At 48.3% G+C, this 24,898-nt stretch carries 30 protein-coding genes and 2 tRNA genes; 21 read left to right on the top strand and 11 right to left on the bottom strand.

Annotation, left to right across the window (positions count from 1 at the left end):
• Positions 1-216: 216 nt before the first annotated feature.
• Both CBE73_RS06480 and CBE73_RS06475 read left to right on the top strand, forming a co-directional pair.
• Positions 217-900: a response regulator transcription factor gene (locus tag CBE73_RS06480; RefSeq protein ID WP_094093534.1), complete on the top strand. Its 684-nt coding sequence runs from the start codon at positions 217-219 to the stop codon at positions 898-900.
• Positions 885-2,291, top strand: coding sequence for a HAMP domain-containing sensor histidine kinase (locus tag CBE73_RS06475; RefSeq protein ID WP_174704674.1), 1,407 nt, complete (start codon positions 885-887; stop codon positions 2,289-2,291). Before CBE73_RS06480 ends, CBE73_RS06475 begins: the two co-directional genes overlap by 16 nt.
• A gap of 270 nt (positions 2,292-2,561) precedes the next feature.
• Here CBE73_RS06475 and CBE73_RS06470 read toward each other — a convergent pair whose 3' ends face one another.
• Positions 2,562-2,900 carry a L,D-transpeptidase gene (locus CBE73_RS06470; protein WP_094093532.1) on the bottom strand — a complete coding sequence of 113 codons (339 nt, stop codon included), beginning with the start codon at positions 2,898-2,900 and terminating at the stop codon, positions 2,562-2,564.
• A gap of 120 nt (positions 2,901-3,020) precedes the next feature.
• Here CBE73_RS06470 and msrA point away from each other — a divergent pair, with 120 nt between their 5' ends.
• The 3 genes from msrA to CBE73_RS06455 all read left to right on the top strand — a co-directional run bounded on the left by msrA (position 3,021) and on the right by CBE73_RS06455 (position 6,701).
• A complete protein-coding gene (msrA, locus tag CBE73_RS06465; RefSeq protein WP_094093531.1) occupies positions 3,021-3,539 on the top strand; it encodes a peptide-methionine (S)-S-oxide reductase MsrA in 519 nt (172 codons plus the stop codon).
• 240 nt (positions 3,540-3,779) lie between these two features.
• On the top strand, positions 3,780-4,646 hold the full coding sequence (locus tag CBE73_RS06460) for a YitT family protein (RefSeq protein WP_094093530.1): 867 nt from the start codon (positions 3,780-3,782) through the stop codon (positions 4,644-4,646).
• Positions 4,647-4,883: 237 nt separating this feature from the next.
• Positions 4,884-6,701 (top strand): APC family permease, encoded by a 1,818-nt coding sequence (locus tag CBE73_RS06455; RefSeq protein ID WP_094093529.1) that lies wholly within the window; start codon positions 4,884-4,886, stop codon positions 6,699-6,701.
• Positions 6,702-6,860: 159 nt separating this feature from the next.
• Here CBE73_RS06455 and CBE73_RS06450 read toward each other — a convergent pair whose 3' ends face one another.
• Positions 6,861-7,058 (bottom strand): hypothetical protein, encoded by a 198-nt coding sequence (locus CBE73_RS06450; protein WP_094093528.1) that lies wholly within the window; start codon positions 7,056-7,058, stop codon positions 6,861-6,863.
• Between the two features lie 96 nt (positions 7,059-7,154).
• Here CBE73_RS06450 and CBE73_RS22105 point away from each other — a divergent pair, with 96 nt between their 5' ends.
• Positions 7,155-7,433, top strand: a complete 279-nt coding sequence (locus CBE73_RS22105; protein WP_094093527.1) for a hypothetical protein — start codon at positions 7,155-7,157, stop codon at positions 7,431-7,433.
• A gap of 55 nt (positions 7,434-7,488) precedes the next feature.
• Here CBE73_RS22105 and CBE73_RS06440 read toward each other — a convergent pair whose 3' ends face one another.
• Complete coding sequence (locus CBE73_RS06440) at positions 7,489-8,274, bottom strand: polysaccharide deacetylase family protein (RefSeq protein WP_229752477.1); 786 nt, start codon at positions 8,272-8,274, stop codon at positions 7,489-7,491.
• A gap of 276 nt (positions 8,275-8,550) precedes the next feature.
• Here CBE73_RS06440 and CBE73_RS06435 point away from each other — a divergent pair.
• Positions 8,551-8,636, top strand: a tRNA-Leu gene (locus CBE73_RS06435).
• A 400-nt stretch (positions 8,637-9,036) separates the two neighbouring features.
• Here CBE73_RS06435 and CBE73_RS06430 read toward each other — a convergent pair.
• Both CBE73_RS06430 and CBE73_RS06425 read right to left on the bottom strand, forming a co-directional pair.
• Positions 9,037-9,582 carry a glutathione peroxidase gene (locus tag CBE73_RS06430; RefSeq protein WP_094093526.1) on the bottom strand — a complete coding sequence of 182 codons (546 nt, stop codon included), beginning with the start codon at positions 9,580-9,582 and terminating at the stop codon, positions 9,037-9,039.
• 175 nt (positions 9,583-9,757) lie between these two features.
• Complete coding sequence (locus CBE73_RS06425; RefSeq protein ID WP_094093525.1) at positions 9,758-10,738, bottom strand: bile acid:sodium symporter family protein; 981 nt, start codon at positions 10,736-10,738, stop codon at positions 9,758-9,760.
• A 305-nt stretch (positions 10,739-11,043) separates the two neighbouring features.
• Between CBE73_RS06425 and rnhA the strand changes: the two genes are divergently transcribed.
• The 6 genes from rnhA to CBE73_RS06395 all read left to right on the top strand — a co-directional run bounded on the left by rnhA (position 11,044) and on the right by CBE73_RS06395 (position 16,484).
• Positions 11,044-11,694 (top strand): ribonuclease H, encoded by a 651-nt coding sequence (gene rnhA / locus CBE73_RS06420; protein WP_094093524.1) that lies wholly within the window; start codon positions 11,044-11,046, stop codon positions 11,692-11,694.
• A 138-nt stretch (positions 11,695-11,832) separates the two neighbouring features.
• On the top strand, positions 11,833-12,507 hold the full coding sequence (gene ung, locus CBE73_RS06415; RefSeq protein ID WP_094093523.1) for a uracil-DNA glycosylase: 675 nt from the start codon (positions 11,833-11,835) through the stop codon (positions 12,505-12,507).
• Positions 12,508-12,521: 14 nt separating this feature from the next.
• The gene (locus CBE73_RS06410) at positions 12,522-12,950 is read left to right on the top strand and encodes a hypothetical protein (protein ID WP_094093522.1); all 429 of its coding nucleotides are present in this window, start codon (positions 12,522-12,524) and stop codon (positions 12,948-12,950) included.
• Positions 12,951-13,074: 124 nt separating this feature from the next.
• Positions 13,075-15,213 (top strand): Ig-like domain-containing protein, encoded by a 2,139-nt coding sequence (locus CBE73_RS06405; protein ID WP_094093521.1) that lies wholly within the window; start codon positions 13,075-13,077, stop codon positions 15,211-15,213.
• Positions 15,214-15,366: 153 nt separating this feature from the next.
• Entirely contained in the window at positions 15,367-16,263 is an 897-nt protein-coding gene (locus tag CBE73_RS06400) for a ComEC/Rec2 family competence protein (protein WP_094093520.1), read from the top strand.
• 5 nt (positions 16,264-16,268) lie between these two features.
• Entirely contained in the window at positions 16,269-16,484 is a 216-nt protein-coding gene (locus CBE73_RS06395) for a DUF3006 domain-containing protein (RefSeq protein WP_094093519.1), read from the top strand.
• A gap of 156 nt (positions 16,485-16,640) precedes the next feature.
• Here CBE73_RS06395 and manA read toward each other — a convergent pair whose 3' ends face one another.
• Positions 16,641-17,585 (bottom strand): mannose-6-phosphate isomerase, class I, encoded by a 945-nt coding sequence (gene manA / locus CBE73_RS06390; protein WP_094093518.1) that lies wholly within the window; start codon positions 17,583-17,585, stop codon positions 16,641-16,643.
• A gap of 131 nt (positions 17,586-17,716) precedes the next feature.
• On the opposite strand from manA, the gene CBE73_RS06385 reads away from it, so the two are divergent.
• Positions 17,717-18,748 (top strand): LacI family DNA-binding transcriptional regulator, encoded by a 1,032-nt coding sequence (locus CBE73_RS06385; protein WP_094093517.1) that lies wholly within the window; start codon positions 17,717-17,719, stop codon positions 18,746-18,748.
• Here the strand turns inward: CBE73_RS06385 and CBE73_RS21865 are convergent.
• A complete protein-coding gene (locus CBE73_RS21865; protein ID WP_157739424.1) occupies positions 18,745-18,921 on the bottom strand; it encodes a hypothetical protein in 177 nt (58 codons plus the stop codon). The two genes, CBE73_RS06385 and CBE73_RS21865, sit on opposite strands and share 4 nt — an antisense overlap.
• Before the next feature lie 255 nt (positions 18,922-19,176).
• Here CBE73_RS21865 and CBE73_RS06380 point away from each other — a divergent pair, with 255 nt between their 5' ends.
• Positions 19,177-19,755, top strand: a complete 579-nt coding sequence (locus tag CBE73_RS06380; RefSeq protein WP_094093516.1) for an LOG family protein — start codon at positions 19,177-19,179, stop codon at positions 19,753-19,755.
• Between the two features lie 142 nt (positions 19,756-19,897).
• On the opposite strand, the gene CBE73_RS06375 is transcribed toward CBE73_RS06380, so the two are convergent.
• Positions 19,898-20,428 carry a DoxX family protein gene (locus CBE73_RS06375; protein WP_094093515.1) on the bottom strand — a complete coding sequence of 177 codons (531 nt, stop codon included), beginning with the start codon at positions 20,426-20,428 and terminating at the stop codon, positions 19,898-19,900.
• Positions 20,429-20,663: 235 nt separating this feature from the next.
• On the opposite strand from CBE73_RS06375, the gene CBE73_RS06370 reads away from it, so the two are divergent.
• Entirely contained in the window at positions 20,664-21,134 is a 471-nt protein-coding gene (locus tag CBE73_RS06370) for a general stress protein (protein ID WP_094093514.1), read from the top strand.
• An 88-nt stretch (positions 21,135-21,222) separates the two neighbouring features.
• Here the strand turns inward: CBE73_RS06370 and CBE73_RS06365 are convergent, their stop codons facing one another.
• Together CBE73_RS06365 and CBE73_RS06360 are read right to left on the bottom strand one after the other, a co-directional pair.
• Positions 21,223-21,582, bottom strand: a complete 360-nt coding sequence (locus tag CBE73_RS06365) for a hypothetical protein (RefSeq protein WP_094093513.1) — start codon at positions 21,580-21,582, stop codon at positions 21,223-21,225.
• Positions 21,583-21,677: 95 nt separating this feature from the next.
• A complete protein-coding gene (locus CBE73_RS06360) occupies positions 21,678-21,971 on the bottom strand; it encodes a hypothetical protein (RefSeq protein WP_174704673.1) in 294 nt (97 codons plus the stop codon).
• Between the two features lie 165 nt (positions 21,972-22,136).
• Between CBE73_RS06360 and CBE73_RS06355 the strand changes: the two genes are divergently transcribed.
• Both CBE73_RS06355 and CBE73_RS06350 read left to right on the top strand, forming a co-directional pair.
• On the top strand, positions 22,137-22,568 hold the full coding sequence (locus tag CBE73_RS06355) for a CBS domain-containing protein (RefSeq protein WP_094093511.1): 432 nt from the start codon (positions 22,137-22,139) through the stop codon (positions 22,566-22,568).
• Between the two features lie 158 nt (positions 22,569-22,726).
• Positions 22,727-23,368, top strand: coding sequence for a hypothetical protein (locus CBE73_RS06350; RefSeq protein WP_094093510.1), 642 nt, complete (start codon positions 22,727-22,729; stop codon positions 23,366-23,368).
• Between the two features lie 116 nt (positions 23,369-23,484).
• Here the strand turns inward: CBE73_RS06350 and CBE73_RS06345 are convergent.
• Positions 23,485-23,556: transfer RNA gene (locus tag CBE73_RS06345), tRNA-Val, on the bottom strand.
• Between the two features lie 159 nt (positions 23,557-23,715).
• Between CBE73_RS06345 and CBE73_RS06340 the strand changes: the two genes are divergently transcribed.
• From CBE73_RS06340 to CBE73_RS06330, 3 genes are all read left to right on the top strand, one after another.
• Positions 23,716-23,970, top strand: a complete 255-nt coding sequence (locus CBE73_RS06340; RefSeq protein ID WP_094093509.1) for a hypothetical protein — start codon at positions 23,716-23,718, stop codon at positions 23,968-23,970.
• A 142-nt stretch (positions 23,971-24,112) separates the two neighbouring features.
• Entirely contained in the window at positions 24,113-24,556 is a 444-nt protein-coding gene (locus tag CBE73_RS06335) for a GNAT family N-acetyltransferase (protein ID WP_094093508.1), read from the top strand.
• Between the two features lie 81 nt (positions 24,557-24,637).
• Positions 24,638-24,874, top strand: a complete 237-nt coding sequence (locus CBE73_RS06330; RefSeq protein ID WP_068696307.1) for a DUF3892 domain-containing protein — start codon at positions 24,638-24,640, stop codon at positions 24,872-24,874.
• Positions 24,875-24,898: the final 24 nt, after the last annotated feature.

Genomic DNA, 24,898 nt, shown 5'->3' with positions numbered 1-24,898 from the left:
CTTCTCCTTTCAGTTCCTTTAATTTTTGTTCTTCTTCTTGTTTTTGTTCTTATCTGGATTTGTTGCCTTTGGTGTTACGTAGGCATTGTATCAAGTGAATATGTCGGGAATGTGTCGGGTTATCCGGACTTGCCGCATCGCGGTAAATGTGTAAAATAAAGCCTAAACTTGCTTTGAGAACAAAAGCTGACGATCGAGAAGAGAGGTGAAGTGGTCATGCAGGAACTGCTGATCGTAGAGGATGAAGAAGCCATTGCACGAGTCTTGTCCTCCTACTTGAAAAAAGCCGGTTTTCAGGTCACTAGCTGCATGGATGGTATAGCCGCCCTACAAACATTTCGTGAGGGGGCTTTTGATCTGGTGCTGCTCGATATCAGGCTTCCGGGGCTGGATGGCTTTGAGGTGCTCAAGCGGATCCGGGAGACAAGTCCCTGTCCGGTCATCATGCTGACAGCCCGTGACTTGATGGATGACCGGCTTCAGGGACTGAACGGCGGAGCCGATGATTATATGATTAAACCGTTTGTCCCGGATGAGGTAGTGGCAAGGGTAAAGGCGGTACTGCGCCGGCGTCCGATTTATGACGACCGCAGCGGACGGCAGCATTTCGGATCGCTGCTGATTGACAGTGAAGCGAAGCGAGTGTTTCTGCAGGGACAGGAGCTGGCGCTCAGCCCGCGTGACCTTGACGTGCTTCTCTTCCTGTCGTCGAAGCCCAACCGGGTGTTTACCCGGGAACAACTGATTGAGGAGGTTTGGGGGTTCGACTATGAAGGGAGCGACCGGGCCGTGGATTTGTCGATTAAACGGCTGCGTAAGCTGCTGTCCGGATGGCCTCCGGAACAAGGAGAAATCCGGACATTAAGGGGAAGCGGGTATTCATTTTGCGTAGAAAGCTGAATGCGGAGAGAAAGCAGGTCTCGATTTTATCTTATTGGTCGCTGAGGTATCTTCTTATTTTGTTTATAGGCTGTGCTATTATTGCGCTGGTGTCTATTTATTGGATACGGGAAACAGCCCGTGACAACCGGCTGCAGACGTCGGAATTGTTTGTCTTGGACGTTGCGGACCGGGTTACGGGACAGACAGGACTAGAAATTCCGCCGCAGTTGGATGAGCTGGTGGAGAATAGGCTGCATTTCTTTAAGCTGGACCGGGACTTCTGTTTAATGATTCTGGATAAGAACGACAGACTCGTGTACAGCATGCCGAAGATTACGCAGCAGCAAATGGAAGAGAAATGGAATCCTGACAATTGGAAGTCACGTCATCCGGAATATGCTACCGTGTCGGTTCCTGTACTCAGGGGAGGTCATGAGGTGGGCCGGGTTGCACTCCTGCAGTCGGCTAAATCCTTGACGACCAGCAAGTCCGTCATAGTCGTGATCGTCATCCTGCTCGTCACCTTTGCCTTATCGGGCTGGCTGACCATCTATTTGCTCTCAAGCCGTCTTTCTCACCCGCTTAAGCAAATTACGGTTGCTGCCGGTCGTATCCGGAGCGGGAACTATGATATTGGAAATCTGCAAGTGACCAGTCAGGAACGGGAAATTTCGGAGCTGATCGGGTCGTTCCAGGAGATGGCTTCACGGCTCAAGCAGCTGGAGGAATGGAGAATGCTGTCGCTCGCGGGCGTAAGCCATGAGCTGAAGACGCCGGTAACCTCGATTAAAGGGCTGATCCACGCGGTGAAAGATAAAGTGGTGGAAGAAACGGAAGCGGAGGAATTTCTGGAGCTCGCGCTCAAGGAAACGGGCAGACTGGACCGCATGGTAGCCGATCTCCTGGATTATAATGCACTGGCGGCCGGAAACGTCAGTGTCCGCAGCGACCGGATCGAGCTGAACGATTTGCTTGCTGAGGTGGTTCGGCAGTGGAGATTGTTGGATGAACATGAAGCCGCAGATCTGCAGTTGAATCTCTTGGGTGAGGAGATGTATGTCATCGGAGATGCGCTCCGCATCCGGCAAATTGTGATCAATTTGCTGAACAACAGCTTTCAGGCGGCGCACCAAGAGCGCAAGCCAGTAATTGGGGTTGCGCTGGAAAGGGTCGATCAGGAGAAAATCCGGATTGTTGTGCAGGATAATGGAATCGGAGTGAGCTCGGAGGATCTGCCGAATATCTTTGAACGGTTCTATCGGGGCGAACGCCGGACGGCTCGTCCGCGTGGACTGGGTCTTGGTTTGACGTACAGCCGGCTGCTCGCCCAAGCCATGGGCGGAGAGCTTGAACTGATCGACTCTACCCAGGAAGGCAGTTCATTTGGTTTAACCCTGTTCAGAGCCTGATACTGGGAGCCCGAGACTCTCAATCTGAACTTTCAATCAAGACTTTTAATCGGAATTTTCAATCGAAGAAGAAGGGCGGCCGTGGCCGCCTACTTCTTTCTTTTTTGCATCACCATATAGACGACCCAAATGATAATAACGACCAGAAGTATGTACATGAGAGCAGAACTCCTTCATCTTTTTAAGACAGTTTACCATATTTAAGAGAGTTTACGGCAAGGTCTTCTGCTTAAAAAAAGAAGAGGGGCTGCTCCGGTCTCCCGCGCCCCATCAAGGTCTGATCGAAACCCTTGTGCCTATGGGCACCATAGCGGAGAGTGTTAGCACATCCTCGTTATACATACGGATGCACCCATGGGAAACGGATTTGCCGATCGAAGAGGGATCGTTGGTGCCGTGGATGCCGTAATGGGGCTTCGAAAGTCCCATCCAAAACGCTCCGAAGGGGCCTCCGGGATCGGACTGCTTGTTGACGATCGTATAATCTCCATAAGGCGTTTGGGTCAGCATGGCGCCGGTGGCGACCGGAAATCCCCGGACCACGACATCGTTGTCCAGCAGATAAAGCATATGATCCGAAAGATCAACAATAATTCTGTAATTAGGCATAGGTAGGCTCCTTATATAGACCCCTGGATCGGGGATATGATATTATGGGCTTGCGCTGAGGTTATGTTAGTTTATGCAGCAGCATTTGCAGGTGTGTCATTTGTAGAGGAGATGAAAGACATGGAGAAAGCGACTTTCGCCGGAGGTTGTTTCTGGTGTATGGTGACACCGTTTGACGAGCTTCCGGGGATTCATGGGATTATATCAGGATATTCGGGCGGCAGCGTCGAGAACCCGACTTATGAACAAGTGAAGAAAGGCGATACGGGACACTATGAAGTCGTCCAGATTACATTCGATCCGGAACTGTTCCCTTATGAGCGGCTTCTTGAGCTGTTCTGGCAGCAAATTGATCCGACGGATGACGGAGGACAGTTCCATGACCGGGGCTCCCAGTACCGGACGGCTATTTTTTATCATAATGAGAAGCAGAAAGAGCTGGCGGAAGCCTCCAAAGCAGCAGTAGCGGCCAGCGGTCGTTTCGATAAGCCGATCGTGACGGAAATTCTGGAGACGGCGCCGTTTTATGAGGCAGAGGATTACCACCAGGATTATCATAAGAAGAACACAAAGCATTACAAAGAAGACCGGGGAAAGTCCGGGCGTGACGAGTTTATTAACGAGCACTGGAAACATTAAGTCCGAAACGAGCGAAGATTTGAACGTCTGAAGTTCGAGCGGGCATTAGCCCCTGGAGGCGATAGAGGTTTCATAAAGAAAGGGTTGTCCAAGTACAGCGTGAGCTGCCTGGGCAGCTCTTTTTTGTTGTGCTGCAAGCTATTTATTAGTATTTAACAGGCTGTTTATTTGAGCTTGAGGGATATTTGCTATAAAATAGTTAGTTAGAGAGACAGAAATTCACAAAAAGGGGTTGAAGGGATGCCAGGGAAACACAGAAAGTTATCGATGAAAGAGATTTTCGTGCGGTTTATCTTTATTACGGCAGGTGCGATCCTCGCGGGTGTAGCGCTTGAAATATTTTTGGTTCCGAACAACATTATTGACGGTGGGATTACGGGTATTTCCATCATGATGAATCAGCTGACCGAGCTGCCGCTGGGCCTGTTTCTGTTTGTGCTGAATCTTCCGTTTCTGATTATCGGCTATAAGCAGGTTGGAAAAACGTTCGCTTTCTCTTCTCTGTACGGAATTGTCGTGTTGTCTTTGACAACGACGATTCTCCACCATGTCGAGGCTTTTACGCAAGAAACCATTTTGGCGGTGTTATTCGGCGGACTGCTGCTCGGTCTCGGAGTAGGTCTGGTTCTCCGTTTCTCGGGTTCTACGGACGGCGCGGAAATATTGGCCATTCTGATTTCGAAGAAGACCAACATGCCGGTAGGGCAGATTATTTTGATTACGAATGTGCTGATCTTTATCGTTGCCGGATTTTATCTCGGCTGGGATTCCGCGATGTATTCGATCTTTACGTATTACATTGCGTCCAAAGTGATGGACATTGTCGTAGAAGGTTTGGATGAATCCAAATCGGTGACGATCATTTCCAAGGAATACGAGGAAATCTCTCAGGCGATCATGGACAGACTTGGCCGCAGCACAACTTTTATGTATGCCCGCGGAGGTTATACGAAAGAAGATACCCAAGTCGTGTACTGCGTAGTCTCCCGGCTTGAGCTTGCCAAGCTTAAAGCGATCGTGACTGAAATTGACCGCAATGCCTTCTTGGCCGTTGAGCATGTGTCGGACGTTTCAGGCGGCAATTTTGCCAAGAAAAGCATTCATTAAAGAAAATAAGAAAGATGGTTATTCAACAAATAATCCGAAGATTTGAAAGCCTGGCCTCTGTTTAGAGGTTAGGCTTTTTTTGCTGCGCAGGCTGTGAAGAAAGTTACAGCATTCCGGGAATAGTATGGATAATGAAATATTTGCAAAAACAGTTGAAAACAAAAATGAATTAAGCAATAATATCAATTGCTTCCGTTTATGAATGTCACTTGTAGTGTAAAGGATGATGATTGAATTATGTTTGAGAAAGTAAAGCGGCTTTTAATCGGCAGACCCATGAAGTCAGCGGAACTTGAGGGGGAGAAGCTCAGCAAGCTCAAAGCGCTGGCTATTCTTTCTTCTGATGCGTTGTCTTCTGTGGCGTATGGTACCGAGCAAATTTTGCTGGTGCTGGTCGCAGCCGGATTTATGGCTTTGTGGTATTCGCTTCCGATAGCCGTGGCGGTTTTGGCGCTGCTTGCGATTTTGATTACTTCTTACCGCCAAACCATTTTTGCTTATCCAAGCGGCGGCGGCGCTTATATCGTCGCTAAAGACAACTTGGGTAAGGCTCCGAGCCTGCTCGCAGGCGGCTCTCTTCTGGTCGATTATATTTTGACGGTGGCCGTAAGTGCCTCGGCGGGAACGGATGCGATAACGTCCGCTTTTCCATCCTTACACGAATACCGGGTTACCATTGCGTTAATTATGATTGTGTTTCTGACGATTCTGAACCTTCGAGGGGTTACCGAATCCGCCTCTATTTTGGCGGTGCCGATCTATATGTTTGTTGTGGCGATCTTTGTGCTGATCGTTTGTGGAATCATTAAGTATTTTACGGCTGGCGCTCCGGTTGCCCATGCTGAATTTGGTTCGGCGGTTTCGAATGTCAGTCTGTTTCTGCTGCTTAAAGCCTTCTGTTCCGGATGTTCGGCGTTAACCGGCGTTGAAGCCGTCTCAAATGCCATACCAAACTTCAGGGACCCAGCTCCTAAAAATGCGGCCAAAACGCTGATGATGATGGGGCTTATTCTGGGTTCGATGTTTACCGGAATTACGCTGCTTGCTTATTGGTTTGGCATTGCGCCGGAAGCCAAGTCAACGGTTATATCGCAAATTGCCGAAGCCACGTTCGGACGCGGTGTCCTCTATTTTATTATCCAGGGCGTTACTGCGATTATTTTGTTCCTGGCTGCCAATACCGCATATTCGGCATTTCCGCTGCTGGCGTTTATGCTGGCTAAGGATAAATTCATGCCGCACATGTTTATGGTTCGCGGCGATCGCCTAGGCTTCTCAAACGGTATTTTGTTCTTGAGCGTGCTCTCCGCCGTTCTCGTGATGGTGTTCCATGGGGATACGGATGCTTTGATCCCGCTTTACGCGGTCGGCGTGTTTATTCCTTTTACACTTTCGCAGGCGGGAATGATGGTCAGATGGGTCCGGCTTAAACCAAGCGGCTGGCTGGGCAAACTGTTCATTAACACGGTCGGCATGCTGGTGACACTCTCCATTACACTGATCTTTATCTTTACCAAATTCCATCAGGTATGGATGGCCTTTATCTTTCTTCCTTTTGTCGTCTACCTGTTCTATAAAATCAGAATTCATTATGATAACACGGCAGATCAGCTGCGGATCGATTTGGCCAAGGATAAGCCGATTACCAAAGGGAATACGGTTATTATTCCAATTTCCGGCATCACCCGGGTTGTGCTGAATACCGTCAGTTATGCCAAAACGTTGTCCAACAACGTGGTCGCGGTTTACATCGGCTTTGACGATGAATCGATTGCAAAGATGGAACAGAAATGGGCGGAGTGGGATCCGGGAATCCGGCTCATTGTGCTGAAATCGAGGTACCGCAGCATCATGCGTCCGCTGTATAAATTCATTCAAACCGTAGAGTGGAAAATGGCGGCAGAGGATCATGTCACGATCCTGATTCCTCAGTTTATTACGAAGCATTGGTGGGAAAATGTGCTCCACAACCAGACCAGCATTATGATGCGCGCTTTCTTTATCCGCAACAAGGAAGTCATTGTGACAACCGTGCCCTTCCATCTGGATAAATAACAAAAGACAAGGCGATACTATTTTTGTTTGAAAAAAACGCAAAACTGAACAAACACAAAAAAAAGCTGCGGAAGCGAAATCCGCAGCTTTTTTACTGGCTTGGGCGACCGTGTTCGTTCTACGGGGACGGGGAGGAACATTCAGCTTCAGCTGTTTGCCTTAGGTGTCCCCTTGGTCTTGGAGGGTTGATCTGCCCTGATCCGGTCTATTTCCGGTAGCATCCTCCTGGATTTCGTCCATGATTCCGCCCACAATTTCATCGATCTTGTCAGTAGGGGCCTCTCTATCGGGATCTACTGAAGGGAGAGAATCAAAGCCGGGTTCCCGGTCTTGAAGCGATTTCGATTTGTTATCCATAATGATGCTCCTTTCCTTCTTTTCTGTCCTTTTCTGTCCTGTAAATCAGAGTTTACCTCAGAAGGGGATATGTTACGGTAACCGCTGCAGCCCTTGTTGAAACGCTGGGAAGAGGAGCAGCCCGCCGGGTATCTTCACGTTCTGTGCGAAAGCAACGATTTTTTTGCAGATTTGCAGGCGTTCACCCAATCGGCCTCTCCGCTCAAGGCATATGGTATGGTGTATCCACACATTAAAGGAGGAATTCAAATGGGCGGCGTTGTAGGCGGAGTAGGTTGCGGACCCGTTGGACCAGGAGCATTCTGGACTTCTACAGGCACAATCCTGGTACTCTTTATCTTGCTGGTTATCATTACTCGTTCCTTCTTTTTATAATAAAAGCTAGTTCCATAAACGAACGGGTAAGATTCCAAAAAAAGCGGCAGGCCTCTTAAGGCCCCGCTTTTTTGCTGTCGTTATTTTTGACGGGTTCAGCTCCCCGCTGGTGTTTAAGCAGCTCGGAGACCGTTACGCACTGATAACCCCGTTTTTTAATTTCTGGTAAAATGACTTTAAGCGCTTCGACCGTTTGAACGCTGTTCTCAACATGATCGTGCATTAGAATAATGTCGCCGCTGCGAAGGTTCTTCAGCACCTTGTCGGTGATTTTCCAGACCCCTGGCTTAGCCCAATCACGGGTGTCCTGGTGCCAGGACCACAATACCGCTAAGTAGCCGTGGCTTGTGGTATAGTCAATCAGCTTACTGTTGTAGTAACCTCCCGGCGGACGGAAGAGCGTTGTCCGCTGCCCGGTCAGTGCCAGCACGGAATTTTCTGTTTTGCTGATTTCCTCCGTCATGGACGGCACGTTTCTTGTCAAATTAAAATACGTATGCTTGTACGTGTGATTGCCGATTTCATGCCCTTCTTTGTATTCTTCAAATAAAATATCTGGATATTCGTCCACACGGTTGCCCACCACAAAAAACGTCGCTTTCGCATCGTATTGCTTAAGCAGCTTGAGGATGGCGGGGGTAGTAACCGGATCAGGACCGTCATCGAAGGTAAGCGCTACGACCTTGTCACTGGTCGGCACCTCCCATACGATTTCACCGCGGGGTTCATAATATTCCCGTCCTTTCTGTCCGGAGGGGGCCGCTGCGGCAGCTTGCATTTGATCCGTAACAAGGGCAAGCGAGAACCCCATAAGGACAGCAGCCCATAGCTTGATCTTCACCGTTCGGGAGTCTCCTTCCTTTGAGAAAATAACCATCTTAGTATGTGGATCGGGTTTCTTTTGCATACATGGCATTTCTAAAAAAGAAGGAGGCGGGGATTTAACCTGCAATTGCTTGTTGACAAGCTTAGAGTTAGCGTGATATTATCTTAAATGTCGCTGTTGACGAATAATACGCGTAAGCCTTACGTAGAGCATATCGTAATTCAAAACGAATCCTTTGCGTAGAGACGAATAAACATGCGTTGCGAAATCGCTGACTAGCGTATCATCCCTGCCGGGGTGGCGGAATTGGCAGACGCACAGGACTTAAAATCCTGCGGTAGGTGACTACCGTACCGGTTCGATCCCGGTCCTCGGCATCCATAAAATCAAGGGTTTCAGCTCTTTTGAGCTGAAACCCTTGATTTTTTATAGGCCGGAATAACAGATCGGGATTCTATGTTAAATTGTACTATTTTAACCTTGGGGACGGAGTGGGGACGAACATTAGAATCGAAGGCATTCAAGTGCCACGGTCCGATCGGCTAGTATGAGTTCCACAATGGCCGCCCTGAAGACGCTATAGTACCTCACTCGTCTCATACTCATTCCTTCCAATAAAAAATGCTGCTGATACAACTGACAACGGAGTCAGGAGATGAACTGGATAATTTCTCTTATTCCTCTTTGATTTCATACGTTGAGCCGAATTTCTAACCGAGGCAAAAAAAGCAGAGGGGAATATAACCTCCTCTGCTTACACCAGTTCAAAGGGCTATTTCAAAGAAGCCCCCGCACAGCCGCTGCAATGTCCGCAGGCTCTACCGTGGTTTCAAACCTCTCCACAACCTCGCCTTTGCGCCCGATCAGGAATTTTGTGAAATTCCATTTGATTCCGTCCCCGGAATAAAGCTCCGGATATTTCTCCTGCAAAAAATCCCTCATCCATTTACCTTCCGGTGTTTCCGTATCAAACCCTTGAAACGGGGCCCGCCCGGTCAGAAATGTAAATAAAGGATGAGTGGATGCGCCGCGAACTTCTACTTTTTCGAATATGGGAAATGTAACCCCATGATTGATCCGGCAGTGAGTTTCAGCTTCTGCCCCTGACCCGGGTTCCTTGTTGTTAAACTGGTTACAGGGAAATCCGAGGACTTCCAAACCCTGATCACGGTAAGTTTCATAAAGCTCTTGAAGACCGGCAAACTGCCGTGAATAGCTGCACTGGCTTGCCGTGTTGACGATAAGCAGCACTTTACCGGAATACCTGGACAAGCGGGCAGACTCTCCATTAACGTTTTTGACCTCAAAATCGTAGATATTCAACTTACTCCGCCTCCTTCAAGGGATTTAACATCATCATAAAGGAGGATGGATTATAGGTCTAATATATAAGTTGAATAACACTTATAGGAATCATATCGCAACTAGATCTAGCTGCACTATATATGAAAGGCCATCAGCTCTAGCTGCATCACTTTATTTTATGAACAGTTCAAAATTAAAGCGAGGTAGTTGAAGTTCCGTGAGACTCTTTAAGCTCCCGCCGCTGGGACCGCCGTCCGAGCAGGAAGCCGACCAGCGAAGCCATCATTTGCTGAAACACCATGCCGAGCACAACCGGAACGGCCACCGGAGCGGGAAAATAAGCAACGGCAAGCACCGCCCCGGCACTGATGTTTCGCATGCCTCCATTAAATACGAGCGCGACCTGATCAGATTCACTCCAGCCCATAAGTGATGAAATCAGGAAGCTGAGAAGGTAACCGGCACCGGCCAAGGCAATGATCATGACGGCCAATCCGGCCAGCTTTAAGCTGAAATCGGCCAAATAAGGGGCGACGGCGGAACCGTTAATCGCGATGACTACAGCCATAGCCAATTTGGAAAAGGGATTCAGCCGCGGTCCCCAAACCGGGACAACAGCGCCTTTCGTCCATTCATTGAGCGCCATGCCAAGCAGCGAAGGGAAGACGATCATCCAGAACAGGCTGCTCATCATGGGCAGGATATCCAGGTGAACGCTGGCTCCGATAAGCAGAGACAAAATCCCCGGAACGACAAACGGGGCCAAAAGGGTATCGATAAGGATAATCGATAAGGTTAAGGCAATGCTGCCCCGGTACAGGCTGACCCACACAAAGCTGCTGACCCCGGTCGGGATGGCGGCTGCTAGGACAAGCCCGGTAATGGTAAACGAATCACCTGAGAAGACAAGGTGTCCCGTGCCCAGTGCAACAAGCGGCATGATCAGATGCAGCACCAGCAGACAGGCGACCAGCGGGAGCGGTTTCTTGAGCACGCTGAAGAAGTCTCTAAAGCTGAGGCTGATGCTCCCGGCAAAGGTCATGAAAGCAAACAGCCAAGGAGACAGAAAGGTATAGGAGGAGAGCAGTCCTCCGCATATTACGCCAGCGATAATGCTGGCCGGGGTGATGAGCGGCATCATCCGGTTCAGCCGCCGGTTCAAGGATTGAAGCATAAAAGTCCGTCCTTTATGGGAGTATTTTTCTATTATACAACAGGCTTGCTGAAGGAAGGTCACTTAATTCCTCACTTAATTCCGCTAACGTTCTGCGGTGTTCCTTCATCTATATCCCTTAAGTCCTTTATGTCCCACAGGCTCCTGACATTGACGCATACGGGCGCTTTCAAGTAAGCTAAGAATACACATGGACAAGCGGCGTTTTGTGCATATGGCGGTCCTCTTTTACGTTTTCTGCGCTATGGTGTGGAATGAGGTGAAAGGGGATTTTTTTATCATGAGCGATCAAGGAGCTGAACCTATTGGCAGGGCAAAAGTTTTACGTAGTTTGGGAAGGCAAGAAACCTGGCGTCTACGACTCCTGGGCGGAGTGTCAGAAGCAGACAAACGGCTATACAGGAGCGAAATATAAATCATACCCGAGCCTTGCGGAAGCTGAGGCAGCCTACAAAGCCGGTTGGAAAGGAAATTGGGGCAGCGGGGCCGGCCAGTCGGCGTCAAGAGCAGGCAGAAACAAAAAGGCGCCGGCCCTGGAGGAGATCGGGGAAATTAACTACAACAGCATTTCGGTGGACGTCGGGACAAGAGGCAACCCGGGCCCTGTTGAATATAAAGGAGTGGATACGGCTACGGGAGAAGTGATTTTTGACGTCGGCCCGATTCCGAATGGCACCAACAATATCGGAGAGTTTCTGGCGATCGTGCATGCCTTGGCATTGATCAAGCAGACCGGCAGTAATAAAGTGGTTTATTCCGATTCTGTTAACGCTATTAACTGGGTGAAGAAAAAGCAGGTCGCCACTACTCTTCCACGCAACAGCTCTACGGCTGAAATCTGGGGACTTGTAGACCGTGCGGTCAGCTGGCTCAATACGAATACTTACTCAACGCCTGTGCTGAAATGGCAGACTAAACATTGGGGCGAGATCAAGGCGGATTACGGCCGCAAATAAGTTTATTTTTCGCGTGTATTCCAATCACGCCACTGCCTGATGAACATGGAAAACATGGATTCCGAACTCCTCTGGTGACAAGTTTCGACCTTTTGGGTAAAGAACATTAGACTTAACCCGGGACTGGAGAGATGAAGCATGTTCGGTAATGATTGGGATGACGTTTTGCAGGAGGAATTAGAGCAGCCTTATTTTCAGGAATTGATGGCGTGGCTGAATCATGAATATGCGGAGCATATGGTGTTTCCGCCGCGTCCTTTTTTATTCCAGGCCTTTCAATTGACCCCGTTCCATCAGGTGAAGGCGGTTATTGTCGGTCAGGATCCGTATCATAAATTGGGCCAATCCCATGGCTTAAGTTTTTCCGTGCTGCCCGGCGTTCGGATCCCGCCTTCTCTTCATAACATTTATAAGGAAATGTCCGCAGATCTGAACATTCCGGTTCCCCTGACGGGGACGCTTACGCCATGGGCGGAGGAGGGTGTGCTGCTGCTGAACTCCATTTTGACGGTGCGGGAGGGGATTCCCAACTCCCACCAGGGGAAGGGCTGGGAACGATTTACGGATGCGGTGATTTCGAAGCTTAATGAAGGTCCTCAGCCTTTGGTGTTTATGCTTTGGGGCAACTACGCCCGGAGAAAAGGAGCTATCATTGACGCAAGGCGCCATGAAATTATCGCTTCCGCGCATCCAAGCCCGCTGTCGGCGCGGCACGGATTTTTTGGCAGCAGGCCTTTTTCGAGATGCAATGCTTTCTTGAGCAGCCATGGAAGGTCGCCGATCGATTGGCGTATTCCCGAAAATGATTTCTAGGAGGTTGATAAAGAGTGGATCTTCAAAAATGGGTCGGCCGGTACGCGGCTATCATCCGTCTGAATGACGAGCGGACTTATTCCGCCAGAATCGAAGCCTGGGATCATGACAAAGAGCGGCTGCTGCTTGGCCCGAAACCGGTGTTCATTCCCTTGAATGAAATCGTAAAGATTATGCCGGCCGAGCCGGGTCCTTTCCGCAGGGGGACCGCAGCCGGTCTGGCCGCAAGGCCGCATTCGGTAGGCTATATTATGAAGGAGAACCTGCAGTTTGATAATGCGATTCAATTCCGCTCCCCGGTCATGATCTGGAAGGGCGACCGGATCGTTCACTACCGCACGCTGCTTAGCGGCCACGATGAGAGAGAAGTTACACTTAGAACCGGAGAAAAGTTATCCAAGCATGACCACCGCTTTATCGTTCGGGTTATCCGCGGAAATTAGGCCTTTTTGTCTATTTTTAAAGGGGAATGTTGGAAAAAGGTAACGAAACAAACCGTTGTTGTCGATAAAAATACATAGGTTTAGATACAGGACTGTAGTCCAGAAAGACAAAGGAGAGGAAGAAATGACTGGAAACAGGAAAGTGATGGGATGGTTTCTCGCCCTCGTACTGCTGGTGTCGGCGATTCTTCCGGCAAACGCATTTGCCGCAACCGGAGATGTGAATTCGATCCATTTTGACAGCGACAAGGAGATTGTGCTTACCGTAGATGAGAACACGGAACAGCTTCGGGTGCTCGCAGTCATTGAAGGAGCGTCCGAGAAGGATGTCACCAACGATGTGACCTGGTCCACTTCGAATTCGAAGATTGTCAAAGTGGATGGCGGCCTGCTGACGCCGGTGGCCAAAGGTACGGCGACTATTACGGCCAAATATAAAAACGCAATTACAACCAAAGCGGTAACGGTGAAATATGCCTATAACGCTTTGACCTTAAATACGTCAGACAACACCGAATTCAAATTGGGTACTGAAGATGCTGCTATCAAAGCTATGGCCGACGGTGCGGACGTCAGTGATGACGCTACTTGGACAACCTCTGACAGCAGTGTCGTTACGGTGGATAAAGGCGAACTGACTTTTGTCTCCAAAGGCACGGCAACGATTACCGCTGCTTATAAAGGGTTGACTGCCAATGTGAAGATCAAAGTCGTAGCGCCATTCGCTGCGCTTGAATTCTCCGATGACGACGATTTGGAGATGGTGGCAGGACAGGGCACGGCTGACCTGAAGGTATTAACCAGAGATTCGGATGAGAATGCCGCACCGGTCGATGTAACGGATAAAGTGGAGTGGAGCACTTCCGATGATTCCGTGGCTAAAGTAGAAGACGGAAAAGTCACTCCGCTGAAATTAGGTAAAGCAACGATTACGGCTTCTTATTTGGGAAGTACCATACAGAAAGACGTTTATGTCCGCAATCCTTATGAAGTGATTATTTTGGAAGAGTCCAGTTTTGTTAAAAATGCGGTGCTGTTCTTGAACAATGCAAGCAAGGACGTAGCAGCAAAAGTGATGGCTTCTAACGGAGAATCTGTAGATGTAACCAAAACGGCGGAATGGAAATCCTCCAACCTGCTTGTGGCCAGCGTAGACGGAGGAGTTATCACTCCAAAATCGACAGGCACTACGACGATTACCGTTTCTTATCTGGGCGTAAGCAAAAGCTTTAGTTTAACGGTTTATCCGACGATCACCAAATTTGATGTGGATACCTCTGACATTGAAATTCTTAAGGATGACTCCAAGGACATCCCTAAAGTAACCGGAATCCTTCTGGATGAATCCGAACAGGATTTCACTAAACTTGTGACTTGGAAATCCAGTAATGAAGATGTAGTCACTGTGGATTCCGGCAAGTTTAAAGCCGGTGAAACCGGTTCTGCTGTTCTGACTGCGACGATCGGTTCCGTAACTGTTGCTTCCGTTAACGTGAAGGTATCCGAGAAGGTCCTGGTGTTAATGCCTGCCGTAGAGAACGTTCAACTGATTATCGGCAAAACAGCTGATCTTCCGAATGTGACGGCCGTTCTGGAGAACGGTGACGAGAAGGATGTTACCGCTGATGTGAAATGGACGCTGTCCGGCACCTACGCTGTCATTAAGGATAAAACCGTGAAAGGTCTGTCCAAAGGCAATGCGACCCTTACGGGGACTTATCTGAACAAAACGGTGAAAATACCGGTTTCCGTTGAAGCCGAGGTTGTAACTATGGTGATTAATCCGCAGTCGGTTGAGCTGAATATCAATAAATCCAAGAGCATTGCGGTAAAAGGTTTCTATGCCGACGGCAAATATGTAACACTCTCCTCGAAAATGAACTGGGTATCCTCCGATGTTTCGGTAGCGATGGTCAGCGGTTCGAGTGTTAAGGCTATTGCAGAAGGCAAGGTGACGCTGACAGGTACGTATCAAGGTAAGACCTATAAGGTTAGTGTAAGTGTAGTTCCTAAACTGACTAAATTGACACCAAGCGAAAAACGGTTTATTCTCGCTCCGGGAAGCAGCCAATCGGTTGCGCTGACCGCTCTGTATGATACAGGAGCAACAGCCTCCGTGGCTGGCAGCGCCGTCTGGACGACCAATAAATCCAACGTTGTCAAAGTGACCGCCGGCAAAATTGAAGCGGTGGCTAAAGGCACAGCAAGCATCAAAGCTGCATATGGCGGCAAAACCGTGACGATTTCCGTTACGGTAAAATAACGCTACTACAGGTATGACCCGCTTCGGGAGAAGCGGGTTTCTTTTTTGGGTAAATGTCATTATTGTTGCTTAAAAGGGGAGAATGTAGTAAAATAAAACAAGAACAAATGTTCGGTTTTATTGCAGAGTGACTTACATAAGGGGATTACATCGATGAATTTACTTACGAAGAGATTTCAACGACTGGCAGGGAAAGGACTGCTGATATTCAGTTTGATCGCGGCTTTATGCGGCTGTTCACTCGAACCCGGGCTGCTTAATGAGACTGCTGCACCTCCTCCGCAGGGGGAATCCCTTTTACGGGTCATCTTTCTGGATGTCGGCCAAGGTGCTTCACAGCTGCTCATTGCCCCTTCAGGCAAAACGATGCTGATTGACGCAGGAAATAACGATAATGAGCAGACGATGCTGGATTATCTTCATAAGTATGGAATTAAGAGGCTGGATACCGTGATCGGCACCCATCCGGATGCGGACCATATCGGAGGAATGGATAAAGTTATTGATGAAACGGAAGTAGGGAACATTTATCTGCCCAAAGCAAGCTCCAATACGAAGACGTTTGAATCCCTGCTGAAGTCAATCCAGCGAAAGGGACTTAAAGTGAAGACGGCCAAAGCTGGTGTGCAGCTTGATCTGGGCGAGGGGATTAAGATCAAGATGCTGGCTCCGGTTAAGAGCTATGAGGACAGCAACAATATGAGCGCCGTCGTTAAAGTTACATATGGTAAAAATTCCTTTTTGCTGACGGGAGATGCCGAATCGCAAAGCGAAAAGGATATGCTGGCATCTGGCGCCGACCTTTGCGCCGATGTTCTTCTAGTGGGGCATCACGGTTCTAAATCTTCAACTACGCTTGCTTTCTTGAAGGCCGTTAAACCGCGCTACGGCATTATTCAGGTCGGGAAAGACAACAACTACGGCCACCCTACTCAAACGGTGCTGCAGAGGCTCAAAAAGCAAGGCGTGGAAGTCTACCGGAACGATCTCCAGGGGACTATTGAAGTTGATTCGGATGGAACGAAGCTGACGATTCAAACGGAGAGGTGAACAGAATGGAAGCTGCAGTATTAGAAGGGTTTGAGGGCAACTATGCCATAATCGAGATTAACGGGGAAACCCGGGATATTGAACGCAAGCTGGTTGAGGCCAAAGCGAAAGAGGGAGACGTGCTGAATTGGGACGGAGAGAAGTGGGTCGTAGACCCGGAGGCGACTTCAGAGCGATCCAGCCGGATCAAGAAGCTGATGGACGAGCTTTGGGAGGATTAATTGACTGATCCAAACTAATTAAATAAAGAAGAATTAGCCTAATTGACAGAAGGTCAGCCTAGGTTAAATGGAGGGGCTTCTGTCCTTCTGTCCTCTGTGAAGGTAAAAAGGGCAGCACCCTTTAACAAAGAGGTGCTGCCCTTTTATGCTTTCGTACTATTCCCAGGAAACAATAAACTGCAGTTTACCAGTTAATTCATAAGGGCCGAATCCTACTGGCAAAATGAAATGGTCGCCTTTGCGGACCGGAAAGCTTTGACCGCCAATCTTCAGTTCGCCTTCTCCGTCCAATGCGCTAAATAAGCGGTATTTATCGCTTGCGTCGAAGGAGGAAGCTCCGTTTACCTCCCATTTCTGAACGGTGAAGAAATCATTGGAGACAAACGTGGTAATGTCGGTTTCGCCCTGGCGGCTCGTTTCGTGCTGAGTCGGAACGTAACGCTGCGGAACAGTTGTAACCTCAATAGCCTTCTCCAAATGGAGCTCACGAGTATTTCCGGCGCTGTCCTTACGGTCATAATCATACACACGGTAGGTAGTATCGGAGCTTTGCTGGGTCTCCAGAACAACAATTCCTTTACCGAGCGCATGGATAGTACCGCTTGGCACATAGAAGAAGTCGCCAGCTTTAACGGGAATGGTGGACAGAAGCTCGTCCCATTTACCTTCATCGATATAACTTTTAAGCTGTTCTTTGCTGGTGGCTTCATGGCCGTAAATGATTGTCGCACCCGGCTCGGCATCTACGATGTACCAGCATTCGGTTTTACCCAATTCACCATTCTCATGCTCGCCGGCATATGTATCATCAGGATGAACCTGCACGGACAAGTCATCCGAAGCATCCAGCAGTTTGGTCAGCAAAGGGAATACTTTGGAATTCGAGTGGAATAATTCTTGATGGTTAGCCCACAAATCGCCAAGTTTTTGGCCGGCGAACGGGCCGTTTTTTACCGTGCTTTGGCCATTTGGATGGGCGGAAACCGCCCAGCATTCGCCGGTATGATCGCTGGGAATCTCGTAACCAAACAAAGTTTTGAGTTTTGTACCGCCCCAGATCCGATCTTGAAAGACGGGGTTCAGAAAAATAGGTTCATTCATAGGTATAATCTCCTTTTAAACAAACTGTACTAGTTAACAATTAACAACTTTCACTTTACAAAACTTGACGTTAATATTTTATGTAAAGTAGTATTGGTTTTAGTGTAGCATGTTTTGGGAGGATAGCAAAGATGGCGAGGCCAAAGAAGATCTCCATGCAGACAATCGCTGATGATTTGAAAATTTCTAAGAACGCGGTATCGCTGGCTTTATCCGGGAAAAAAGGGGTCAGTGAACAGGTAAGGAACGAAGTAAAGCAGCGTGCAAAGGATTTGGGCTACAGCATGCAGAACAAACAACAGCGGGGCAGCTCCAATATTCTAGTTCTTGTTCCTGAGAGGGTCATGAGCTATGAAGATAACGAGCATTTTCATTTCTATCATGATATGCTTTGGGGGCTGGAAGCGGCAATCCGCAAAGAAGGTTATAATGCTGTGATTGCCAAGATTGATGTTGAGATGGAGAAGAAGGGCATGCTTCCGGGTATCTTTGATATTGATCACGCCGGTGTGATTTTGTTTGGCATTATGGATAAGAGCTACGCCCGTAAGGTATGGGAACTGAATACGCCGCTGGTAATGATCGATTCCTATTACAGGGACCTGCCTTGTGCGGTCGCAGCTTCCTCTAACCTCGAAGGAGCCCATGCGGCCGTCAGTTATCTGCTTGAGCTCGGACACAAGCGTGTCGGATTTATGGGCCCGTCCAATTTGACAACCAGTCATGAAGACCGCTGGTTTGGTTACTGGAAGGCTATGGCTGATCAAGGCCTTTATCCGGATTCTAAGGATTGCCTCGTCTATTCGGATGGATACCGTTCTACCCGCGAGGAAATTTCCGCATTTCTGGATCAACATCAGGACAGCATGCCTACCGCCTTTTTCTGCAGCAACGACAGAATAGCTTTAATCCTCAATGAATTGCTTCGGAAACGGAATTATGCAGTACCCCAGCAAATATCCATTATAGGGTTTGACGACATCACGCTGTCAGCTGCAGCTGCCCCTTCTCTGACTACAATGCGTGTAGCCAAGAAAGCAATGACAGAAGCAGCGGTGGAGCTGCTCCTGTCTGAAGCCGGCAATAAACGGGAACGGATCTATTACGGGGTAATCCCCAGCCTGACCATTCGCGAATCAACCGGGGCACCGAGTAATGTTTAAATAACAACAGTTGTTGTGGTATCGAGAGTGAGGTTCTTAAAGGCAATATAGGTGCCGATAACCGCTGCAATTAAAGTTAATATGGCAGCAATGATGGCAAGGCGATCAATTTTTGCGACTTCCGCATTTTGAGGTGTAGTTTGGCTGACGCTTCGAACACGGACCGGTTTCAAGTGTCCCCCTCCTTAAGACTTTCAGATTAATGCATCAGTAATTAAAATAATATGTTATAAAGTACGTTCCCCCTTTGGGTTTCGTTCGGGCATTTGAAGAGAATCGGACAAATCTGAGCCTCTGCGTATTAATAACAGATTAGAAATGAGTTAACATATAGAAGAGAATACTTAGTAAAATATAGATATATTAGTAAAATATAGATATATTTGTTCTTACAGGTTAATCTGATGAAAGAACGGGAGTTGAAGTTCATGCAATCCGTTTGTGTATTTGCAGGCAGTCGTCCGGGCACCGCTCCGGAATATACGGATGCTGCCGTGAGTCTTGGGAAAGCTTTAGCTGAAGCGGGAATTAAACTGGTTTACGGCGGTTCCCGAAACGGCCTTATGGGCTTTACGGCCAATGAAGTTTTAGCCGGTGGGGGACAGGTAGTCGGCGTTATGCCGACGGGACTGTTTAAACCTGAGATTGTGCATCGTGAGCTCACAGAATTGATTGAAGTGGACGGTATGCATGCTAGAAAGGCTAAAATGGGAGAGCTGGCCGATGGTTTTATTGCACTTCCGGGCGGGGTAGGAACATTTGAAGAGCTGTTTGAAGTCCTATGCTGGTCTCAAATCGGCATCTACAATAAACCGATCGGACTGCTGAATGTACGTGGATATTACGATCCGCTTATTTCCTTTGTTCAGCACAGTGTCACGGAAGGGTTTACCGGTCCGGCCACTTTAGACTCCATTCATGTTGCTGACGATCCGATCGCGCTGCTGCAAGCGATGAATACGCAAGCGGCCGGTTTATCAGGCTTAACCTGGGAATGGAAAGGCTAATTAGTGCGTGAATAAGAAGTACGTGAATAGCAGTACGCGAAGTCCTGAACTCAAAAAACGCCTCCGGCTTGAACGGCCTTTCCAACCGTTAGCTAATGACTAACCATTGGGCCGCCGTTCACTGGGAGGCGTTTTTTGCTTATTAAGCGATTTTTCTTTTTCCGTGAGGAGCCGGGGTTTGAAGGTCCGTTGTATGGCCGTGTTTGAACAGGTTGCGGAGGAAAGGCAGCACCCAGCGGTCAAGACCGATTTTACCGGCATTAGCTGCAGCTACTACGATGAAGATCTCCAGAATCAGCATTTGCGCGTTAGTGCTTACAGTACCCGAGAAGAGGAACGCGGTGTTCATCACGACGGCCATCAAGGCTGCAAAAGTGGTGAATGTACCAAGTATCAAGCCTACTCCGACTAGTAGTTCACCAAGCGGGATCAAGATGTTGAAGAAGTTGACGCCAGGCAGGGCGGCATGCTCGAGGAAAGCGGCCCACCAGCCTTGTACGGCGGGGTTTTCGCCGGTGCTTTTGGCGATAGCTCCATTCAGGAAGCCGCCAGCGTCAAAGCCGCCTGTTAATTTTTCAATGCCGTGTGTCATCCATTGGTAGCCCAGGTAAATCCGAACGATCGTCAGCAGCCACATCGCTGCTTTGTTATTTCTCAGCCAATTGTTAAACATATAAATCTCTCCTTTGATAGAGTCTATTTTGAGTTGGGTTAGAAGCTTTTGTAAGATGATCATCTCTTATGGCTTTATTATAAGTGATAAATTTCACAATAGGTGTGATAAAAATCACATTCATCAAGATTGTTTAAAATTTTTAGTTTTTGAAGCATCGTTTCCCAAGGGAGAAGGGCGTTTAATTAGGTAGTAGCCAAGAACAAGATAAACAGACTAATAAGGAGCGGATCATATGCCTAAACTCGTAGCGGGTCTATTTGCGGCCAGACAAGATGTGTCGCTGTTGATAGCGGACCTTCAGGAGAAGGGGATTCAAAATGAACATATTTCAGTGATTGCCAAGGATTACAACGAGCTGGAACGTATTTCGGCCGATACAGGATTAAAGGTTCCCGATAGCGGGACAGCAGATAAAAGCATTTTTGGCGTTCTGAGAGGCGTGTCGGAGGTGCTGGAAGGAGCAAGAGGCGAAGTGAAGGCTTTAGGTCCGGCGGCAAAGAAGGCGGCGGGAGCGGAGCTATGGGAAACCGGCGATCATCTTGCAGTGCCGCTAATAGGAGCTGGGGTTCCCGAGGAGGATGCCAGACATTATCATGATGAGGTTGCCAAGGGACGGTTTCTTGTGCTTGTCCAATGCGGCAGCGAATCGGCCGGAGAAGTAAACGAACAAATGAACAAATACCATAGTTTGCCGATAGACTAAAAAAGAAGGGGAGTACGGCTTGTTGACAGGCCTTTAGTTCTTGGAAATTAAAAAAATAACCCGGATCTCAGGATCCGGGTTATTCGGCTTACAGCAGACTGATGGCCAGCAGCTCATAAAGGACAAGCGGAAGAATAAAACGACCGGGATTATAAAACGGGTGCACATAAGGGTAAAATGGGGGACGCGGAAATCCAAACAGGGCTCGCTTGCCCGTGTAAGGATCGATAGCTGAGGACTGAGGAACAACACTTAAATACAAGTGTCCACCGTCCAAAGCCATGATGTTTCCTTCGAAGACATGGCCGTCCATCGTCTGCACGCTGACATTATGGTTCAAATATTTGCCGCAGCACTGATGAAGCTGTTCACGGATTCCTTGCATAGAGTTTGCCGTGTCGGGATGGAGCTGATAAATCACGGATGGGCCATTGGTTTGGGCTGACATCACAGATAACCTCCAGAGATATATTTATTCACTAGATATTACAATCTATGCGTCTGCCCACTGAAATGTCATAACCGTGCGTTACGTCGACTCAGTTATTTTTTCTTGCGGTTTTTAGCTCCACGGGATTTGGATTTGGAGATGCCGGCGCGTGGACCAACCAGGCCGGGACCAGGACCGAATTCTGGTCCTACTTCTGTTGTGTTATAAGTAAAACATTTCTGGTACACAGGTACGCAGTGGTGTTTCTGAACAATTTCAATCGGCTGGATGACAGGCACCAGTTGAGGATGGTAGAAATCTTGCACTGAAACGATGGGGTCCAGAACAATCGGGCTTACAGGAGGGCAGCAAAATTTATTCATGATGAAATTCAACTCCTTAAACATTAGATTTGATGCAGTATATTTTCGAACTGGAGCATTGTCCTGTTCTTTTGTCCCATACCCAGGAAATTTTATAGGGAAATTTATCAGGTACAGCTGCCGAAAGCTTCTCTAATGCATGTAAAACAAGGAAAAAGGGGAATGTTAGGGGAGGAAGGAGGTGCGAGGATGAAGAAGGTAAAAGAAATCATGACCCAAAGTCCGGTGACGGTGACTCCGCTGGATAATATTTATGAAATCGCGGTTAAGATGAAAGAGCATGATACGGGCTTCATACCGGTCGTGGACAATCCGGGAAGCGATCGTCTGATCGGGGCGGTAACGGATCGTGATTTGGTTGTCCGCGGCTACGCGGAGAAACATTCCGGCTCCACGGCGGTGGATAAGGTAATGACCAAAAACCTCCAGACAGCGACAGCCGATATGTCCGTAGACGAGGCTGCCGAGCTAATGGCGAAACAGCAGATCCGCCGTTTACCGGTCACCGAAGGCGACCGCCTGATCGGTGTTGTTTCTCTCGGTGATATGGCAGTTGAGCATATTTTCGCGGACAATGCAGGCGATGCGCTCAGCAACATTTCTGAGCAGCATTTGCACTAAAGATTAAAACCAAGACCAGGGGAACCTGGTCAGCTCGAAGCAGCCCTGGCGGGCTGCTTTTTCGTTTTTACAGAAAAGGAGACCGAAGCAGGCAAGTTGAATACATATAGAGTAAGCATTTTTCTGATCTAATCAGGAAAAAAGGAGCTGAATCATTGATGCAAAACAACCGTAATCTGACCAGCAGGATCCTATTTTGGATTGGCATCTTGGTTTTAGCGTTTGGTTTTGTAAGCGGTTTTGTCGCAGGCAGTATAAACACGGACGAAGATACCGGATTCCATTTTACAGTTACTTTATCGATCTGGGCCTCCTATATGATTCCGGGCTTTCTGATTATCGGCTTCTCGGAGGTCATTCGGCTGCTCCAGGACGTCCGTGACGATTTGATCCGGTTTAGAAGGAATGGAAAGCTGGCCCCGCATCAGCCAAAACAAGGTTTTGAGGGGATAAATGAGGCTGCTTTTTTCCCGAGTGAGGGTATATCGGAAGACGGAAACTTTAAAGCCGGCCATGCTGCACGGCCGTTTCCCCGATTGAGCAAAGAGCCCCTGTTCGCAGACGCTAACAAGGCCGCCCAATATTATAAATTGATTAAACGAATCAATGCTTTGGAGTTTTATTTTGAGGTAGAAGATAAATTAATGATCGAAGCCAAGCTAGGGGATGTCAAAAGACTCTACTTTGAAGTCAAACATCTGGTGTTCAAAGCCGGTCTGGAGCATCATCCAATTTGGTTGAACGTGGTTGAAGCCGTCCGTTATATTGAGGATGAATTTGCGCGGATGGATGGGAAATGAGAGAGTGCTTATAAAGGTCACATACCCCTATACCAATCCAGCCTCTCTTTAAAAGAAAAGCACGGAACCTCCCATAAAAAACAAAGAAACCTTGATCTCTCAAGGTTTCTTCTTTATAGGACGGATGGGGATCGAACCCATGACCCCTACCCTGTCAAGGTAGTGCTCTCCCGCTGAGCTACCGTCCTTCAGTGAGATTTATAATATCATATATTTCTCAGTAATGGCAAGACAATTTATTTAGCAGAGCTGGTGGCAGTTGGTCTATTTCCTCCTTCAGCTGAAGCCGTGTATAAACCCCCTTTCTCATGCAAACACTGGAAATACGAGAAATTGGAGGGGGATCCATGAAACGGGAGAAGTTGTTAAGGATTAAAGACCTTAAACTTGGGCGACTGGCTTGTATGCTGCTGCTAAGCTCGGTGATCTTGAGTATCACCGGCTGTGAGCCGATGGTTCCCAGCCAGGAAACGCTGCTAAGGCAGACTGAAAATGATTTGATGGATGACGGTGAGGATTCCGACCTGCCTGTTGTTGAAGATGTGTACCACCAATCGGTGCATGACGATGTCTATGGCTCGGATCAGCTAAAGCTTCCTTAAACCGGGCTAAACCGGTATACAAACTATACATTTTTATGTATAATAATTCGACTCGGGATGGAGAAGCGCAAGGAATCTTTTGGCGAGGTTCGTATGTGCTGCTGACTTGGGTAGAACCTATTTTAGGAGGCTTTTTGTCATTATGGCTGCAGTAATTATTCCAGTAAAGTCTGAAGACCGTTTGCAGAACTGTCTGGACATCAGAAGAGAAGTTTTCGTAGAAGAACAAAAGGTGCCGATTTCCCTGGAGATCGATGAATTTGATCATATCGCGGACGACGCCCATCATCTGCTGATCGAGCAGGACGGAAATTATGCGGCGACAGGCCGGATTACTTATTATAAGGATAATGCCGCCAAAATCCAGCGGGTTGCCGTACGCAAAGCTTTCCGCTCCAAAGGCATCGGCAAAGTGCTGATGATTGGTCTTGAAGAGCTGGCCCGCGAGCTGGGTTTCGAGAAAGCGGTGCTGGACGGGCAGCTTCACGCTGTGCCTTTCTATGAGAAGCTAGGATATGTTGTGACAAGCGAGGAGCCATTTGACGACGCAGGCATCCTGCATCACCGGATGGAGAAAAAGCTGTAAAGAGCCGCATAAACTGGCACCTTTCGGACAGAATAAAGTCATCCTTCATCCAAGGAAATTCCACATCAAGGAGAGATGATGATGGCATTACCTACAAGAGAGACTTTTATTGCTGTTCAGAAAAATGGTGACGGCGATCTGACCGCCTTCAAAACGTCAAGCGGCCGGGTATTGAACTATGAAGAGGCGCTTCGTGAAGTCCAGGCCGGGGCTATTGCCGGTGTGAACACATTTAAAGGCCGGGACGGCGAGTTTTATATCCGAGGGGACGCCGACGGTGATCCAACGAACAATTTGGATGCGCTGCCGGGTTTTTAAACCTTGTGAAATTAGAAATGGATG

This window comes from Paenibacillus physcomitrellae (genome assembly GCF_002240225.1).
Taxonomy (GTDB): Bacteria; Bacillota; Bacilli; order Paenibacillales; family Paenibacillaceae; genus Fontibacillus; species Fontibacillus physcomitrellae.
The sequence above is the reverse complement of the archived record's forward strand: the minus strand, read 5'-3'. Positions and strand labels throughout refer to the sequence as shown.